This window comes from Sphingobium yanoikuyae, from assembly GCF_013001025.1.
Classification (GTDB): domain Bacteria; phylum Pseudomonadota; class Alphaproteobacteria; order Sphingomonadales; family Sphingomonadaceae; genus Sphingobium; species Sphingobium yanoikuyae_A.
The window spans coordinates 4,659,964-4,676,443 of the sequence record NZ_CP053021.1; the positions used below are offsets into that span (position 1 = coordinate 4,659,964).

A 16,480-nucleotide genomic window follows, 5' to 3' on the forward strand; every position below is an offset into this window, starting at 1 on the left:
TGCCGATGCCCGCTTATATGATCGTCACCCGCGAAGGCCCGATCGCCGATCAGGAAGCGATGGATACCTATAGCGCGATGAACCGCGCCAATGCCGCGACCTTCGTCGCCCATTACGGCATCCGTCCGCTCGCCGTTTATGGCGCGCAGCAATTGCTGGAAGGCGAGGGTGCGGACGGCGCGATCATCCTGGAATTTCCCGACGCCGCCAAGGCCCGCGCCTGGTATGACAGCCCTGAATATCAGGCGGCCTTGCCCTATCGGATGAAGGCAGCGCCCTATCGCGTGCTGCTGGTCGAGGGACTGTGAACCCAACCAAGGACGCATCATGACCGACATCACCCCCCGTATTTCCCATCTGCCGCGCGACCAGTGGACCGACGACGCGCGCGAGGTTTTCGCCTTCTGGGGCGAACCCAATGCCTGGGAGGAGGGGTCCAAGACCAATGTCATGATGGTGATGGCCAACCATCCGCCGCTGGGGAAGGTCTATAATATCTGGGGCAAGCATCTGCTGATGGCGAACAGCCTGTCGACGCGCGCGCTCGAACTGCTGATCCTGCGCGTCGCCTGGCGGGTGAACTCGGCCTATGAGTGGCACAACCATGTCGGCTATGCGCTCAACGCCGGCATCACGCTGGAGGAAATCGGCGCGATCCGCGATTTCCCCGAAGGCGGCGACTGGGCAGAGGAAGATGCGCTGGTGCTGCGCTCGGTCGACGAACTGATCGAGGATGGCAAGATCAGCGACGCTACCTGGGACGGGCTGGGCGCCCATTATGACACGCGGCAGAAAATGGATCTGGTCTTTTCGATCGGCCATTATGTCATGACCAGCTGGGCGCTTTCCTCCTTCGGCGTCGGCATCGAGGGCGGGGCCGACCCGATCGGCTTCGACCTCAAGACCGGATCGGGCAGGACGCCGGGCAAGACCTTCAAGCCGGGCGAAAGTGACAATTGGACCGACACGCGCGGCTATTGATCGCCGCCCCCTTATCGCGCCGGTGATATGGCGGCGGCGGGCCGCTTTTGCGCATTGTCCACCGCCAAAGGCGCGATAGCAGGGGAACAGATATTCGCTGTTTCAAAGGGGACACACCATGGCCACCGACATCCTGCTGCCTAAGATCGGCTTTTCCATGACCGAGGCGCAGATTGCCGAATGGCTGGCCGAAGACGGCGCGACCGTTACCGAGGGCCAGCCGCTCTATCTGCTGGAAGCCGACAAATCGGCGAACGAGGTCGAGGCCCCGGCCAGCGGCACGCTGCGCATCATCGCCCAGCCGGGCGAAACCTATGAGGTCGGCACCGTTCTGGGCACGATCGAATAAGATGGTGCTGCGCGTCGGCATCGTCAGCGCCGCCTGGGGCGCCTTCGCGCATCTGCCTGCCTGGCGCGCCATTCCCGGCGTTGAGGTAACGGCGATATGCACCTCGCGCGAGGAGACGGCTCGCGCCGCGCAGCAGCGGCTCGGCCTGCTGCGCGCCTTCTGGAATGCGGAGGAGATGTGCGCGGATCCCGACATCGACATTGTCGATCTCGGCACCCGGCCCAGCGTTCGCTTGCCGATGGTGCTGGCCGCGCTCGCCCATGGCAAGCACATCTATAATGCCAGCCCCCACGCCCCCGACTGGGCCGGAGCCAAGGCGATCGATACGGCCTGGCAAGGCAGCACCAGCATCGGCGTGGTCGACGCCTTCTCGCAATATCTGCCCGCCCTGCGCCAGATGAAGGCGATGCTGGACGACGGCCATATCGGCGCGCCGCTCGGCGGCACCTGCCATTTCAACATCTCGCTGTTCAACCAGCCCAACAAGCTGTTCCCCTATAACTGGTTCGCGCAGGCCGGGCAGGGTGTGTCGGCGGTGCGCAACAATGGCAGCCACGCGCTCTATCTGCTGCTCCACCTGCTCGGTCCGATCGCCGAACTGGTCGCCGACGACAGTCAGATACTCAAGCGCTGGACCTTCCCGGACGGCGACACCATCACGCCCGAAACCACCGATCTCGCCAATGTCATCCTGCGCTTCGAAAGCGGGCTGGTGCTGCAGATGCAGATCAGCTGGAGCATGGCCCTGCATGACGGTTTCCTGCTCGACCTGTTCGGCGACAAGGGCCGGATGGTCTCCACTTCGCCCACTTTCCCGACAGCACGCGACTGCACGCTGCGCGCCGGGCAACTGGGCGGCACGCTGGAGGATGTGGCGCTGCCTGATGCGTTCAAGACGACGCCCGGCATCGCCCTCGACTGGCAGAGCGAGCCCCAGCCCAGCTACCCGATGGCGCTGTCGATGCAGGCCATGGTGGATGCGATCCATGGTCGCGGCGCGGCCGCCCCGGACTTCGCCCGCGCGCTGGAGGTCGAACGCATCCAGGAAGCGATCCGCATCTCGAGTGCCGAACGCCGCTGGGTGCGCGTGGCGGATATTATCTGACCTTCGTTAGCAGGCGATGAGAGACAGACAACACATCCTCCCCTGCAAGGTTCGGCAGAGGCGCGTGACACTGCCGAAGGGGACCGGCGAAGCCGGTGGAGGGGGGTCTCGCTATCGAGATATGGCCCCCCTCCCATCGCCCTATCGCCCTGTAAACTTCGGCGTCCGCTTCTCCTTGAGCGCGGCGATCCCCTCGCGGTGATCGGCGGTACGGACGCTGAGCGATTCATAGGCGATGCCGGCTTCCATCACCGCGCCGGCGATCCGCTTCAATTCCATGTTGGTCAATATCTTGGTCCAGCGGATCGCATTGGGTGCCCCGGCCAGCAGCTTGGCGCAGAAGGCATCGACCGCTTCGTCCAGTTGATCGGCCGGCAGGCAATGGTTGATCAGGCCGATCTCCGCCGCCCTAGCCGCACTCAGCAATTCGCCGGTCAGCAGATATTCCTTCGCCTTGGCAAGGCCGATCCGCTGTGCCCAGATGACCGCGCCGCCATCGCCGGCGACCAGGCCGATGCCGACATGCGGGTCGCCGATCTTCGCCCCCTCGGCGGTAAAGATGATGTCGCACAGCAAGGCGATCGACGCGCCCAGCCCGACCGCATGGCCGTTCATCCGGCACACCACCGGCTTTTCGATGTCGAGCAGGGCGGACACGATCCGCTTCGCCTGCCGCGCTTCATGATCGAACAGATGCGGGTTGGCGGCATTATGCTCCATATGGGCAATGTCGCCACCGGCCGAAAAGGCACGGCCCGCCCCGGTCAGCAGCACGACGTCCGACCCATTGTCGCGCCCGGCAAAGGCCAGCGCCTCGGGCAATTCGTCATGCAGGTCGAGATTGACCGCGTTCAGTGCTTCCGGCCGGTTGAGCGTCATCACCAACAGCCGCCCCCGCCGCTCCAGCAGGATGGTGCGATAATCGGGCAGGTCATGGCTCATGCGTCTCTCCTTGGCCCTCGCTCTAGCATGGCGCCGCGTGGCGCGAACGTCGCCGTGGCGATGAGCGTGGCTTCGCCCTCCCCATCATCGCCCCGGCACGATAGCCCGGATGAACAGAAAAGGGAGAGCGGCGCATGGACGGGTTCGACGAGATATTCGACTGGGTGGTCGTGGGCAGCGGCGCCGGTTCGATGAGTTCGGCGCTGGTCATGCGCCAGGCCGGCAAGTCGGTCGCCATCCTGGAAAAGACCGACAAGATCGGCGGTACCACCGCCAAGTCGGGCGGCGTCATGTGGATTCCCGCCAATCGCTTCATGCTGGCCGATGGCGAGGCGGACAGTGCCGAGGCGGCGATGACCTATCTCGACGCGCTGCAGGCGCTCGATGGCCACCCGGCGCCGGGCACCTCGCGCGAGAAGCGCCTCGCCTATGTGACGCAGGCGCCGCGCGCGGTCGATTTCCTGGTGGATCAGGGGGTGGCGCTGCAACGCGGTTCGACCTTCTGGCCGGATTATTATGATGAGCAGCCCGGCGGCTGCAAGACATCACGCACCGTGGTGGCCAGGCCCTTCAACCGCAAGGAACTGGGCGAGTGGGCCGACCGGTTGCGCCAGGGCTTTGCCGAATTCAACGTCACGCTGGTCGAGGGGATGGAGGCGCAAGGCCATCGTCGCACCAACAGGGCATCGGGCAAGCTGATGGCCAAGATCGCGCTGCGCACCATTCGCGACAAGCTGCTGGGCCGCAAATATACGACGGCGGGCGCCGCGTTGCAGGGACGGATGCTGAAAGCCGTGCTGGCCGCCGGCGCTGATGTCCGCACCGATACGCCGGTAAGCGAGATCGTCGTGCAGGAGGGGATCGCGACCGGCGTGGTCACGGTGAAGGACGGCAAGCCCTGGCGGATCGGCGCGCGACTGGGCGTGCTGGTCAATGCCGGGGGCTTTGCCCGCAACCAAACGATGCGCGACCGCTACATGCCCGGCACCCGCGCCGAATGGTCGCAGACGCCCGAGGGCGATACCGGCGAGATGCAGCAGGAACTGGAGCGGATCGGCGGCCGGCTGGCGCAGATGGACCAGATGGTCGGCTATCAGCTGACCCCCGCGCCCGGCTGGGACAAGGGCTATGTCGCGCCCGGCGCCCAGTCGATGACCGGCAAGCCGCACGCCATATTGGTCGATCAGGGCGGCACCCGCTTCATGAATGAAGGGGGCAGCTACGAGCTCTATTGCGAGACGATGGTCCGGCGGAACGCAGTCGTGCCGGCGGTGCCGAGCTGGGCGATCCTGGACCGTCAATATGTCGAACTTTATGCCGTCGCCGGCCGCTTCATCGACAAGGCGATTCCCGAAGGCTGGGCGGAAAGCGGCTATTTGCATAGCGCCGACACGATCGAGGGGCTGGCGACCAGCATCGGCGCCGATCCCGCCACCCTGGCCGCGACGGTGGCGCGCTGGAACGGCTTCGTCGCCGCCGGCAAGGATGGGGATTTCGATCGCGGCGCGCGCGCCTACGACAATTGCGGCTTCGTCGGCGATCCATTTTCTGCGGAACGCTCCATGGGCTCGATCGAGAAGGGGCCGTTCTACGCCGTGCCGGTCGTGCCGGGCGATGTCAGCACCTATGGCGGCGTCGTCACCGATGAACGCGGGCGGGTGGTCGATGGCGCGGGCGCGCCGATCCCCGGCCTCTATGCCACCGGCGTCACCACCGCGTCGGTGATGGGCAATGTCTATGTCGCGGCGGGCGCCAGCATCGGGCCGTCGATGGTGTTCGGCTATATCGCGGCACGCCATGCGGCCGGGCTGGAAAATCAGCCCTAGCGCGGATTCGATATTTCGTCAGTCGACGGTTCAGGTTGGGAACGAGCACGCTTTGCCGATCGCCGCACCCACAGCCCCAGAAGCACGATTGGGAGGGTCGATACCGGGATGGATGCCCAGATCGGGAGAATGGCCGAGGCGAACTTTATCCAAAGGAAGAGCCCGAGGCTAAAAGCGATGCTCCAAACGGCGTTCCACATGCCTTCAGTCTATATCTGCTGCAATCCACTATCAAGAAACTGCCGGCACATAGTGGAATAGCCCCGGAAAACCATTGCCCCCGACGCGGGGGGAGTGCGCCGGGGGCCTGGTAAGATGTCTCGGCCTGAGGGGGCTGGCCGGGACCATTCACAGATAGGAAGCCGTGGGCGGCTTTCAACCCGCGTCGGGCGGAGAATTTTCATCCTGCGCGTCGAACCGGGCCGGACGCGAGAGCAGGAAGGGCAGGCTGGGCGAGGCGATCTTGGTCTGGCCGCCATCGGCGTGGATCAGCGTCACGCGGCCGACCCCCGGCGAGGCCACGACCGCGACCACCGTATCGACCCATTGGTGCAGCACTGCGCGCGAATGGGCGAGTTCGTCGCCACCGGTCCGGGCGTCGCCCTCCGCCTCCAGTTCGGCCTCCAGTTGCAGCACGCGCTCGGCCGCCTCGCGCGCCTTTTCATTCTTGTCCATGCGTCCGTTCCAGAATTTAGAGTAGGTTTATCCCGATCTTGCCGAAGAATTGGCCGCTTTCCAGATGACGGCAGGCATCGGCCAGGCGGGTGAGATCATAGACCGCATCGACCACCGGCCGGATGCGATGTTGCGCGCAAAAGGCCAGCATCGCCTCATGCTCGGCGCGGTTGCCGACCGAGATGCGGGCGACCGGATGGCCGCCGACATCGGCCAGGTGCCAGCTGAACTCGGACCCCAGCATGCCGATCGCGGCGATCACCCCGCCGGGGTTGAGCAGCGATGCGGCGGTTTCCACCTGGCTGGCGCCGACCACATCGACCAGGATGTCGACACCGCGTCCGCCCAGCGCCTGGCGGATCGCCGCCGGCCAGTCGGGATCGGTGCGATAATTGACGCTGATGTCGGCACCCAGCGCGTGGGCGCGCGCCAGCTTCGCGTCGGAGGAGGAGGTGATGGCGACATGCGCGCCGGCCGCCTTGGCCAATTGCAGCGCCGCGATCGATACGCCGCCGGTACCCTGGCACAATATCCATTCGCCCCGCTGGATCGGGCGGGGCAGGAACAGCGCGTTCCAGGCGGTGAGGCCGGCGCAGGTCAAAGTCGCGGCCTCCAGATCGCCGAGCGTATCCGGCACGATGCACAGGCTCTCGGCCGGGAAAACCGCATATTGGCGCGCGACACCATCGGCACTGCCGCCCAGCATCGCCATGCTCGGCTGTCGTCCCTCCAGCCAGCCCAGCGCGAAGATCGGATTGACCCGGTCGCCCGGCTTCACGCGCGATACGCCCTCGCCGACCGCGACCACCTCGCCGGTGGCGCAGGACAGGGGGACATAATCGGGTTCCTTGGCGAGCCCCGCCATCATGCCGCGGGCGATGATCAGGTCGCGGAAATTGAGCGTCGCCGCCTTGAGCCGCACCAGCGCCTCGCCCGGCCCCGCAACCGGGATCGGCACGCTATGGATCGCGATCCCCTCAATCCCTTCGCCGCCCCTGGCGACGGCGGTCAGCATGTTCGTCATCGCGCGCTCTCCCTGCTGCCAGCTTGGGCCGATCGGACCGCATTGCAAGCATCGCCGGCCGCATATCGGTGGAGCGAAATCGCGCGGAAAAGCGACGCATTTTCGCGCCTTTTGGGCCGCGGGGCCACATATCGCCGGGGCGAGTTGACCCCCGATGCCCGACGGCCAATGCAGGGGGCACATTCCATAGCCATCGAGGAACCCATGGCAGAGTTGAGCAACGCCCCGGCGCCGAGCCAGGAAGCGCTGGTGGACATCTACCGCCGCATGATCCGGATCGAGCGCAACGACGACGCGATCCGCAAGACCATCCGCCTGGGGCGGCTGGTCATGCCCTATTATTCGGCGCGCGGGCAGGAAGTGATCCCCGCGACCATCTCGTCGCTGCTGACCGACGACGACAAGATCTGCACCATCTATCGCGGCATCCACGACATGGTGGCCAAGGATATGCCGCTGCGCCCGCTCTGGGCGGAGATTGCCGGCCGGGTCGACGGCACCTGCAAGGGCAAGGGCGGGCCGATGCACCTGACCCATCCCGAAACCGGGGTGATGGTGACGACCGGCATTGTCGGCTCCTCCATGCCGATCGCCAATGGCCTCGCCTGGGCGGCGAAGCTGGATGGGTCGAAGCGGGTGACGATCGCCTATTTCGGCGACGGCGCATCCAACATCGGCGCCTTCCACGAGGCGCTGAACCTGGCATCGGTGTGGAAGCTGCCGGTGATCTTCGTGTGCCAGAATAACGGCTTTGCCGAACATACGCGCTACGAGAATGGCACCTCGGTCGACTTCATCGCCAAGCGTGCGATCGGCTACGGCATGCCCGGCCATACCGTCGACGGCAATGATCCGCTTGCCATGTATGCCGCCGCGCACGAGGCGATCACCCGCGCCCGCGAAGGCGAGGGGCCGACCCTGCTGGAGTGCAAGACCTTCCGCTTCCTGGGCCACGTCCTGGGCGACGACGACAAATATATGACCAAGGAGGAGAAGGCCGCGGCGATCGCCAAGGATCCGCTGCCCGCCTTCAAGGCATGGCTGGTGGCACAGGGCCACGCGACCGAGGATCAGCTGGCCGAGATGCAGGCGAAGATCGAGGCCGAGGTCGAGGATGCCCAGGAATTCGGGCTGGCCAGCCCGCTGCCGTCGGTCGACGAACTGCGCCGCGATGTGTTTGCCCAGGAGATGCCCGCATGACGGCCAAGAAGATGAACTCGCTCCAGGCCGTCAATTCGGCCCTCGCCCAGGCGATGGCGGAGGATGACAAGGTGCTGGTGCTGGGCGAGGATGTGGCCGACCGCGAGGGCGGCGGCGTCACCGGCGCGACCGCTGGCCTGTCGACCCGCTTCGGCGACGATCGCGTCAAATCGACGCCGATTTCCGAACAGGCGATCATCGGCGCGGCGATCGGCGCGGCGCTGGCCGGCTACAAGCCGGTGGCGGAGATCATGCTGATGAACTTCACCACCGTCGCCATGGACATGATCTTCAACCATGCCGCCAAGCTGCGCTTCATGTCGGGCGGGCAGAGCACGGTGCCGATCACCATCCGCACCCTGACCGGCGCGGGCTGGCAGACCGCCGGCCAGCATGCCGACCATCTGGAAGGCTGGTTCGCCCACACCGCCGGCATCAAGGTGGTCGCGCCCTCGACTCCGGCCGATTACAAGGGGCTGCTCTTGTCCTGTATCCAGGATCCCGATCCCTGCATCTTCATCGAATCCGCCGGCAGCCTGTTCATTCCGGGCGAGGTGGATGAGGTCGCGACGCCGATTCCGCTGGGCAAGGCGCGGATCGTGCAGGAAGGCAGTGACATCACCATCGTCTCCTGGTCGTCGCAGCTGCTGCGCTGCCAGGCCGCATTGCCGGCACTGGCGGAGGCGGGCATTTCGGTCGAGCTGGTCGATCTGCGCACCGTATCGCCCTGGGACCGGGAAGCGGTGCTGGCCTCGGTCGCCAAGACCGGCCGGGCGCTGGTGGTGCATGAAGCGGTGCGCGACTTCGGTCCGGGCGGCGAGATCGCCTCGACCATTGCCGAGGAACTGTTCGGTCAGCTCAAGGCCCCGGTCCGCCGGCTGGGCGCGCCCAAGTCGCCGGTGCCCTTCGCCAAGGTGCTGGAGGACGCCTATATCGTCTCGCCCGAGCGCGTGGCCGAAGCGGTCAAGGCGCTGATGGCCTGAAGATCGGAAGACGGCCGGGGCAGCAATTGCTCCGGCCGCTTTCTTCCTACCGTCCCGCTTCCCCCACCGGCAGCACCGTGGTGAATTTCGTCACCGACAAGGCGAAGTGGGAGGAAGCGCCGCCGACCGAGGGGTGTTTGAGCAGGTTGCGCATCAGGAAATGCTCATAATCGGCGACGTCGGAGGCCACGACCCGCATCAGATAGTCCCATTCGCCCGACATGAGGTAGCATTCCATGATCTGCGGATGCGCCTCGACAAAGGCGTGGAAGGCATCGACGCTTTCGCTGGTGTGGCTCTTCATCCGCACGCTGCAGAGGATGTTGACGGCATGGCCCAGCTTCTCCGCATCGGCGAGCCGCACCGCGCCCTTGAGCACGCCCATCTCCTCCAGCGCCCTGATCCGCCGCCAGCAGGAGGGGGCGGTGCTGCCGACCCGTTCGGCCAGGTCCGCATTGCTGAGCGAGGCGTCGCGCTGAAGCTCTGCGACGATGCGGCGGTCGAGCGCATCGAGATTGACGGATTTGTCCATGATATCGCCGATCGGTGAATTGATTTCCCAAAATCCCTTGTAAATCCTGCCCGATTGAAAGGCAATTACGCCCACTCTGTGAGAGATTGGCGTGATGGTAGAGGAGCTTGATCCGCCCACAGGCGCTGCGGCCGACTGGACGATCCCGCAGGCGTGGGACCGCTACAGCGCGGCCGAGCACGCGATGTGGGACACGCTTTTCGAGCGCCAGTCCGCCATGCTGCCCGACCGGGTGGTGCCCGAGTTCATGGCCGGGCTCGACATATTGCGCATCAACCGCCCCGGCATCCCCAATTTCGAGGAATTGTCCGATCGGCTGATGCAAGCGACCGGCTGGCAGGTGGTGGCCGTGCCGGGGCTGGTGCCGGATCGGGTCTTCTTCGAGCATCTGGCCAATCGTCGCTTCGTGGCCGGCCGCTTCATCCGCACCCCCGAGCAGATCGATTATCTGCAGGAGCCGGACATCTTCCACGATGTCTTCGGCCATGTGCCGCTGCTCGCGAACCCGGTCTTCGCCGACTATATGCAGGCCTATGGCCAGGGCGGGTTGCGCGCCGCCGATCTGGGTGCGATCGAGCGGCTGGCCCGGCTCTACTGGTATACGGTCGAATTCGGCCTGATCCGCCGGCCCGAGGGGCTGCGCCTCTATGGCGCAGGCATCGTCTCCTCCTATGGCGAATCCGTCTTCGCGCTCGACGATCCCTCGCCCAATCGGCTCGGCTTCGACCTCAGGCGGTTGATGCGCACCCGCTATCGCATCGACGATTATCAGCAGAGCTATTTCGTCATCGACAGTTTCGAGGATCTGCTGCGCCAGACGGTCGAGACCGACTTCGCCCCGCTTTACGCGCAACTGGCGGGGCAGCCCGATTTCGCGACCGATGCGATCGCCGACACCGACATCATCTACACCCGTGGCACCCAGGCCTATGCCCGTGCCCGCGCTTCTGAGGTTCTATGACAGACACGACCCTTCTTGCCCCGGCGCCCGGCCGGTCCCTGTTCGGTGCGCTCGATCGCCAGGCGCCCGACGCGCTGCTGGGGCTGATCGCGCAATATCGCGCCGATCCGCGCGCCGACAAGATTGACCTGGGCGTCGGCGTCTATCGCGACGAAGTGGGCGCGACCCCGGTGATGCGCACGGTGAAGGCGGCCGAAGCGGTGCTGCTGGCCGAACAGGGCAGCAAATCCTATCTCGGGCCGGAGGGTGACACGGGCTTTGTCGAACTGCTCGCCGCCATCGTCTTTGGGCCGCTCGCCGGGTCCGACCGGATCGCCGGGGTGCAGACGCCCGGCGGCACCGGCGCGCTGCGGCTGGGCGCCGACCTGATCGCCCGCGCCCGCCCCGGCGCCACCGTGTGGATCGGCGATCCGACCTGGCCCAATCATGCGCCGATCTTTCGCGAGGCCGGGCTGACGCTGGCGTCGCACCGTTTTCTGGATGGCGCCGGCGCGGTCGATTTCGATGCAATGCTGACCGATCTGGTCGCCGCGCAGGCCGGCGACGTGCTGCTGCTCCATGGCTGCTGCCATAATCCGACCGGCGTCGATTTCAGCGCCGACCAGTGGGCGGCGATCGCCGATCTGTGCGCGGCGCGCGGCCTGATCCCGTTCATCGACCTGGCCTATCAGGGGCTGGGCGACGGGCTGGAGGCGGACGCCGCTGCCACGCACCAGATGCTGGCCGCTGTGCCCGATGCGCTGGTCGCCTATAGCTGCGACAAGAATTTCGGCCTCTATCGCGAGCGGGTGGGCGCGCTGTGGGTGAAGGGGGCGAATGCCACGCTGACTGCGCTCGCCTTTTCCAACATCGTCGCGCTGGCGCGCGGCATCTGGTCGATGCCGCCCGATCATGGCGCGGCGATCGTGCGCACCATCCTGGAACGGCCGGCGATGCGCGCCGAATGGATGAGCGAGCTGGACCAGATGCGCACCCGCATCAATGCGCTGCGCGCTGCGCTGGCGGCGGCCCATCCGCAGCTTGCCGCCATTGCCGGCCAGCGCGGCATGTTCGCGATGCTACCGGTAACCCCTGCCGCCGTTGCCGCGATGCGCGCCGACCATGGCATCTACATGGCCGGCAATGGCCGCATCAACATCGCCGGGCTGCGGCTCGACACCATCCCCGCCTTCGTCGCCGGCCTTTCGCCGCATCTGCCTTCTGCCTGAGGAACCCGTTATGACCAACGATCCCGCCAACCCGCTGGGCCTCAACGGCTTCGAATTCGTCGAATTCACCTCGCCCGAGCCCGAGAAGATGGCCGCCCAGTTCGAGCAGTTGGGCTTCACCGCGACCCACCGGCACCCGACCAAGAATATCACCCGCTACAAGCAGGGGCGGATCAACCTGATGCTCAATCGCGACGATGCCGGGCGCGTCGCTGCGTTCCGTGGCGAACATGGCCCCTCGGCCAGCGCCATGGCCTTTCGCGTCGCCGATCCCGATGCGGCGCTGCGCTGGGCGCTCGACCATGGCGGCAAGCCGACCGACGAGAATGACACGGTGATCCAGGGGATTGGCGGCTCCTATCTCTATTTCATGCCCGATGGCGGCGATCCCTATGCCGACTGGGCGGAATATCCCGGCTGGCGGGAAGCCGAAGCGCGCAACAATGTCGGGCTCGACCTGCTCGACCATCTGACCCACAATGTGAAGCGCGGCCAGATGCGGGTGTGGAGCGAATTCTATCGCACCCTCTTCGGCTTCGAGGAACAGAAATATTTCGATATCAAGGGCAAGGCGACCGGCCTGTTCAGCCAGGCGATGATCGCCCCGGACAAGGCGATCCGCATTCCCCTGAACGAGAGCCAGGACGACAAGAGCCAGATCGAGGAGTTCATCCGCGACTATAATGGCGAGGGCATCCAGCATATCGCGCTCACCACCGCCAATATCTATGACACGGTCGAGCGGCTGCGCGCGCGCGGGGTGCGGCTGCAGGACACGATCGAGACCTATTATGAGCTGGTCGACCAGCGCGTGCCGGGCCATGGCGAGGATCTGGAACGACTGAAGCGCAACCGCATTCTGATCGACGGCAATGTCGGCGAGGAGGGCATCTTGCTGCAGATCTTTACCGAGACGATGTTCGGCCCGATCTTCTTCGAGATCATCCAGCGCAAGGGCAATGAAGGCTTTGGCAATGGCAATTTCCAGGCGCTCTATGAATCGATCGAGCTGGACCAGATCCGTCGCGGCGTGATCACCGTCGATGAGTGATGCGCCGCCCCGGATGATGAGCGGCTTCGGCAATCATTTTTCGACCGAGGCGGTGGCCGGCGCGCTGCCGGTGGGGCGCAATTCGCCCCAGCGCCTGCCCTATGGCCTTTATGCCGAGCAGTTGTCCGGGACCGCCTTCACAGCGCCACGGTCGGAGAACAGGCGTAGCTGGCTCTATCGCATGCGACCGGCGGCATCGCATCCGCCCTCCGCGCCCTATGATGCTGCAGCCTTGCTGCGCAGCGCGCCGTTCGACGAGGTGCCGCCATCGCCCAACCGGCTGCGCTGGAATCCGTTGCCGCTGCCTGCGGATGATGTCGATTTCATCGACGGCCTCACCAGCTATGCCGGCAATGGCGATGTCGCGGCGGGCCAGGGTTGCGCCGTGCATCTCTATGCCGCGACGGCCTCTATGGTCGACCGTGCCTTCGTCTGCGCCGATGGCGAGATGCTGATCGTGCCGCAGCAGGGCGCGTTGCGCATCGTCACGGAGCTGGGCGTGATCGACGTCGCGCCGTTGCAGATCGCGCTGATCCCGCGCGGCGTCCGCTTCCGGGTCGAGCTGACCAAGGGCGCGGCGCGCGGCTATGTCTGCGAAAATTACGGCGCGCCCTTTCGCCTGCCCGATCTCGGCCCGATCGGCGCCAACGGCCTGGCCAACCCGCGCGATTTCGAGGCGCCGGTCGCGGCATTCGAGGATGTCGAGCGCCCTTATGCGCTGGTGCAGAAGTTCATGGGCCGCCTGTGGATAACCATGCTGGATCACAGCCCGTTCGATGTCGTCGCCTGGCACGGCAACCTGGCGCCGCTGCGCTATGACCTGACCCGTTTCAACACGATCAACACGGTCAGTTTCGACCATCCCGACCCGTCGATCTTCACGGTGCTGACTTCGCCGAGCGAGACGCCGGGCACCGCCAATATCGACTTTGTCATCTTCCCGCCGCGCTGGATGGTGGCGGAAGACACATTCCGGCCGCCCTGGTTCCACCGCAATGTGATGAGCGAGCTGATGGGCCTGATCCATGGCGAATATGATGCCAAGGCGGGTGGCTTCGCGCCCGGCGGCGCGTCGCTGCACAATGGCATGGCCGGCCACGGCCCCGACCGCGCCAGCTATGACAAGGCGATCGCCGCCGACCTGACGCCCCAGCGCATCGCCGACACCATGGCCTTCATGTTCGAAAGCCGGATGGTGCTGCGCCCGACGCGCTGGGCGATGGAAAGCCCGCTGCTGCAACCCGATTATGATGAATGCTGGTCCGGCTTTCGCAAGGCCCAGATTCCCCCGATGAACGAGACCCCATGAGCTATTGGCAAACCGACGAAACCCATGATCCCGCCCGCACCAGCTGGGTTGCGAGCGCGCAGGATCATGGCGACTTCCCGATCCAGAATCTGCCCTATGGCCTGTTCTCGTCCGCAGGAGCTTCGCCGCGCGCCGGTGCCGCTATCGGCGACGCGATATTGGACCTAGCTGCCTGTGTCGGCGCCGGGCTGATCGATTGCGCGCCGCTGCTGGAAGGCCAGCTCAATGGGCTGATGGCGCTGCCGGTGGCGGTGCGGGTCGCCCTGCGCCGCCGGATCAGCATTTTACTGTCGAACCCGGCCCATCGCCCGGCGGTCGAGCCGCTGCTGCATCGGGCCGCGGACTGCATGCTGCACCTGCCGGCGCGGATCGGCGACTACAGCGACTTCTATGTCGGCATCCATCACGCCAACAATATCGGCCGCCAGTTCCGGCCCGACAATCCGCTGCTGCCCAATTATAAATATGTGCCGATCGGCTATCATGGCCGGGCGTCCTCGATCCGCCCGTCGGGCGATCCGCTGGTCCGTCCGCGCGGCCAGCGCAAGCCGCCCGAAGCCGATGTGCCGGTGGTCGGCCCGACCGCCCGGCTCGACTATGAGCTGGAACTGGGTGTGTGGATCGGCGCCGGCAATGATCTGGGTAGCCCGATCCCCATCAGCGAGGCGGCCGATCATGTCGCCGGCTTCTGCCTGCTCAACGACTGGTCGGCGCGCGATTTTCAGGCGTGGGAATATCAGCCGCTCGGGCCCTTCCTCGCCAAGAATTTCCATTCGACCATTTCGCCCTGGGTAGTGACGCCCGAGGCGCTGGCACCGTTCCGCATCGCCCAGCCGCCCCGGCCGCAGGGCGATCCCGCGCCGCTGCCTTACCTCAGTGATGCCGACGACCAGGCCCATGGCGCGCTGGCGCTGACCTTGGAAGTCTATCTCTCCACCCAGGCGATGCGCGACGCGGGCCAGCCACCGATGCGGCTGAGCCAGGGGCCGGCGAGCAACATGTACTGGACCGTCAGCCAGATCGTCACCCATCATGCGTCCAATGGCTGCAACCTGATGCCCGGCGACTTGCTGGGCAGCGGCACCATCTCCGCCCCTACGCGCGAGGGCTATGGCAGCCTGATGGAGATCAGCAGCGGCGGGCGCGAGCCGATCAGTCTGCCATCGGGCGAGACGCGCTGCTTCCTGGAGGATGGCGACGAGGTGACATTGCGCGCCACCGCGTCGGCCCCCGGCTATGTGTCGATCGGCTTTGGCGAATGCCGCGCGATGATCGTGCCGGCGCGATGAGCGACCTCACCCTCCATGGCTATTGGCGATCGAGCGCGAGCTATCGCGTGCGGATCGCGCTGGCCTCGAAGGGCGTCGACTATGCACAGGTCACTCATGACCTGCGCAGCGGTGCGCAGCGCGCGCCCAACTATCGGGCGCTGGCGCCGCAGGGGCTGGTGCCCGCGCTGGTCGATGGCGACAGCGTGCTGACGCAGAGCGGCGCGATACTGGAATGGATCGAGGCCCGCTGGCCGCAGCCGCCCTTGCTGCCCGCCGATCCCGGCGATGCCGCGATCGTCCGTGCCATGGCCGGCATCATTGCCTGCGACATTCATCCACTCGGCAATCTGCGCGTGTTGCAGGCGCTGCGGCAGGATTTTGGTGCCAGCGAGGATCAGGTCCGCGCCTGGATCGCGCGCTGGACCGGCGAGGGGCTGGCCGCGCTCGAAACACTGGTCGCCCTTCACGGCGGCACCCATGCCTTTGGCGACAGCCCGAGTTTCGCCGACTGCCATATCGTGCCCCAGCTCTACAATGCCCGGCGCTTCGGCGTCGACCTGACGCCCTTTCCGCGGCTGTGCGCCGTGGACGCGGCGGCATGCGCGCTCCCCGCCTTTGCCGCCGCGCACCCCGATCGCCAGCCCGACGCCGACATATGAGTGACACTGACACGCGCCTGTTCGCGACGCCGGCGGGCGTGCGCCTTTGCCCGATCGAGCAGTTCGCCGACGGCAAGGCGCGCAATTTCGTGCTGCAGATGCGGGCCGGCCGCTTCCATGGCTTTGCCGTGCGCACCGGCGATCAGGTCGCCGGCTTTGTGGACCAATGCCCCCATGCCGGCCTGCCGCTGGCGCAGCAGCTGGACGATTATCTGACCCCGGATGGCAGTCATATCCGATGCAGCTGGCACGGCGCCATTTTCCGCCGCGACGATGGCGTCTGCGTCGGTGGGCCCTGCGTCGGCCAGCGTCTTAGGCCCTGGCCGCTCGCCATCGCCGATGGCTGGATTGTCACCGCTGCCCAAAGCGACTAGGAACCGGCCCAGGGACGGCGCTTCGCATCG

The 16,480-nt window shown here is 66.0% G+C and carries 18 protein-coding genes; 14 read left to right on the top strand and 4 right to left on the bottom strand.

Translation table 11 applies throughout. The annotated features are described in order from the left end of the window. The first annotated feature begins 5 nt into the window (after positions 1-5). The 4 genes from HH800_RS22450 (at position 6) to HH800_RS22465 (ending at position 2,435) form a co-directional block, all read left to right on the top strand. Complete coding sequence (locus HH800_RS22450) at positions 6-308, top strand: DUF1330 domain-containing protein (protein ID WP_125998014.1); 303 nt, start codon at positions 6-8, stop codon at positions 306-308. Positions 309-327: 19 nt separating this feature from the next. After that, complete coding sequence (locus tag HH800_RS22455; protein WP_017500044.1) at positions 328-981, top strand: carboxymuconolactone decarboxylase family protein; 654 nt, start codon at positions 328-330, stop codon at positions 979-981. A gap of 118 nt (positions 982-1,099) precedes the next feature. Beyond that, positions 1,100-1,330: a biotin/lipoyl-containing protein gene (locus HH800_RS22460; protein WP_004209482.1), complete on the top strand. Its 231-nt coding sequence runs from the start codon at positions 1,100-1,102 to the stop codon at positions 1,328-1,330. A 1-nt stretch (position 1,331) separates the two neighbouring features. Beyond that, the gene (locus HH800_RS22465; RefSeq protein ID WP_169862509.1) at positions 1,332-2,435 is read left to right on the top strand and encodes a Gfo/Idh/MocA family protein; all 1,104 of its coding nucleotides are present in this window, start codon (positions 1,332-1,334) and stop codon (positions 2,433-2,435) included. A gap of 141 nt (positions 2,436-2,576) precedes the next feature. Here the strand turns inward: HH800_RS22465 and HH800_RS22470 are convergent, their stop codons facing one another. Further along, positions 2,577-3,377, bottom strand: a complete 801-nt coding sequence (locus tag HH800_RS22470; RefSeq protein ID WP_169862511.1) for an enoyl-CoA hydratase/isomerase family protein — start codon at positions 3,375-3,377, stop codon at positions 2,577-2,579. Positions 3,378-3,511: 134 nt separating this feature from the next. Between HH800_RS22470 and HH800_RS22475 the strand changes: the two genes are divergently transcribed. Next, positions 3,512-5,203, top strand: coding sequence for an FAD-dependent oxidoreductase (locus tag HH800_RS22475; protein ID WP_169862513.1), 1,692 nt, complete (start codon positions 3,512-3,514; stop codon positions 5,201-5,203). Between the two features lie 375 nt (positions 5,204-5,578). Here the strand turns inward: HH800_RS22475 and HH800_RS22480 are convergent, their stop codons facing one another. Together HH800_RS22480 and HH800_RS22485 are read right to left on the bottom strand one after the other, a co-directional pair. After that, entirely contained in the window at positions 5,579-5,878 is a 300-nt protein-coding gene (locus tag HH800_RS22480) for a hypothetical protein (RefSeq protein ID WP_004209488.1), read from the bottom strand. A 16-nt stretch (positions 5,879-5,894) separates the two neighbouring features. Next, complete coding sequence (locus tag HH800_RS22485) at positions 5,895-6,902, bottom strand: zinc-dependent alcohol dehydrogenase family protein (RefSeq protein ID WP_169862514.1); 1,008 nt, start codon at positions 6,900-6,902, stop codon at positions 5,895-5,897. 204 nt (positions 6,903-7,106) lie between these two features. Between HH800_RS22485 and HH800_RS22490 the strand changes: the two genes are divergently transcribed. Together HH800_RS22490 and HH800_RS22495 are read left to right on the top strand one after the other, a co-directional pair. Continuing rightward, positions 7,107-8,102 carry a thiamine pyrophosphate-dependent dehydrogenase E1 component subunit alpha gene (locus HH800_RS22490; protein ID WP_026108932.1) on the top strand — a complete coding sequence of 332 codons (996 nt, stop codon included), beginning with the start codon at positions 7,107-7,109 and terminating at the stop codon, positions 8,100-8,102. Beyond that, positions 8,099-9,085, top strand: a complete 987-nt coding sequence (locus HH800_RS22495) for an alpha-ketoacid dehydrogenase subunit beta (RefSeq protein WP_169862515.1) — start codon at positions 8,099-8,101, stop codon at positions 9,083-9,085. The genes HH800_RS22490 and HH800_RS22495 overlap by 4 nt, the downstream gene beginning before the upstream one ends. A 46-nt stretch (positions 9,086-9,131) precedes the next feature. On the opposite strand, the gene HH800_RS22500 is transcribed toward HH800_RS22495, so the two are convergent. Continuing rightward, a complete protein-coding gene (locus HH800_RS22500; RefSeq protein ID WP_169862517.1) occupies positions 9,132-9,617 on the bottom strand; it encodes an Lrp/AsnC family transcriptional regulator in 486 nt (161 codons plus the stop codon). A 94-nt stretch (positions 9,618-9,711) separates the two neighbouring features. Between HH800_RS22500 and phhA the strand changes: the two genes are divergently transcribed. From phhA to HH800_RS22535, 7 genes are read left to right on the top strand one after another with little or no spacing between them, the layout of a single operon-like run. Beyond that, on the top strand, positions 9,712-10,578 hold the full coding sequence (gene phhA / locus HH800_RS22505) for a phenylalanine 4-monooxygenase (RefSeq protein ID WP_169862519.1): 867 nt from the start codon (positions 9,712-9,714) through the stop codon (positions 10,576-10,578). After that, complete coding sequence (locus HH800_RS22510; RefSeq protein WP_169862521.1) at positions 10,575-11,786, top strand: amino acid aminotransferase; 1,212 nt, start codon at positions 10,575-10,577, stop codon at positions 11,784-11,786. The genes phhA and HH800_RS22510 overlap by 4 nt, the downstream gene beginning before the upstream one ends. Before the next feature lie 10 nt (positions 11,787-11,796). Continuing rightward, positions 11,797-12,837 (top strand): 4-hydroxyphenylpyruvate dioxygenase, encoded by a 1,041-nt coding sequence (gene hppD / locus HH800_RS22515; RefSeq protein ID WP_169862522.1) that lies wholly within the window; start codon positions 11,797-11,799, stop codon positions 12,835-12,837. Beyond that, a complete protein-coding gene (gene hmgA / locus HH800_RS22520; protein WP_169862524.1) occupies positions 12,830-14,146 on the top strand; it encodes a homogentisate 1,2-dioxygenase in 1,317 nt (438 codons plus the stop codon). Before hppD ends, hmgA begins: the two co-directional genes overlap by 8 nt. Continuing rightward, on the top strand, positions 14,143-15,435 hold the full coding sequence (gene fahA, locus HH800_RS22525; protein ID WP_169862526.1) for a fumarylacetoacetase: 1,293 nt from the start codon (positions 14,143-14,145) through the stop codon (positions 15,433-15,435). The genes hmgA and fahA overlap by 4 nt, the downstream gene beginning before the upstream one ends. Further along, on the top strand, positions 15,432-16,076 hold the full coding sequence (maiA, locus tag HH800_RS22530; protein WP_169862528.1) for a maleylacetoacetate isomerase: 645 nt from the start codon (positions 15,432-15,434) through the stop codon (positions 16,074-16,076). Before fahA ends, maiA begins: the two co-directional genes overlap by 4 nt. Next, positions 16,073-16,450: a Rieske (2Fe-2S) protein gene (locus tag HH800_RS22535; protein ID WP_169862529.1), complete on the top strand. Its 378-nt coding sequence runs from the start codon at positions 16,073-16,075 to the stop codon at positions 16,448-16,450. The genes maiA and HH800_RS22535 overlap by 4 nt, the downstream gene beginning before the upstream one ends. Positions 16,451-16,480: the final 30 nt, after the last annotated feature.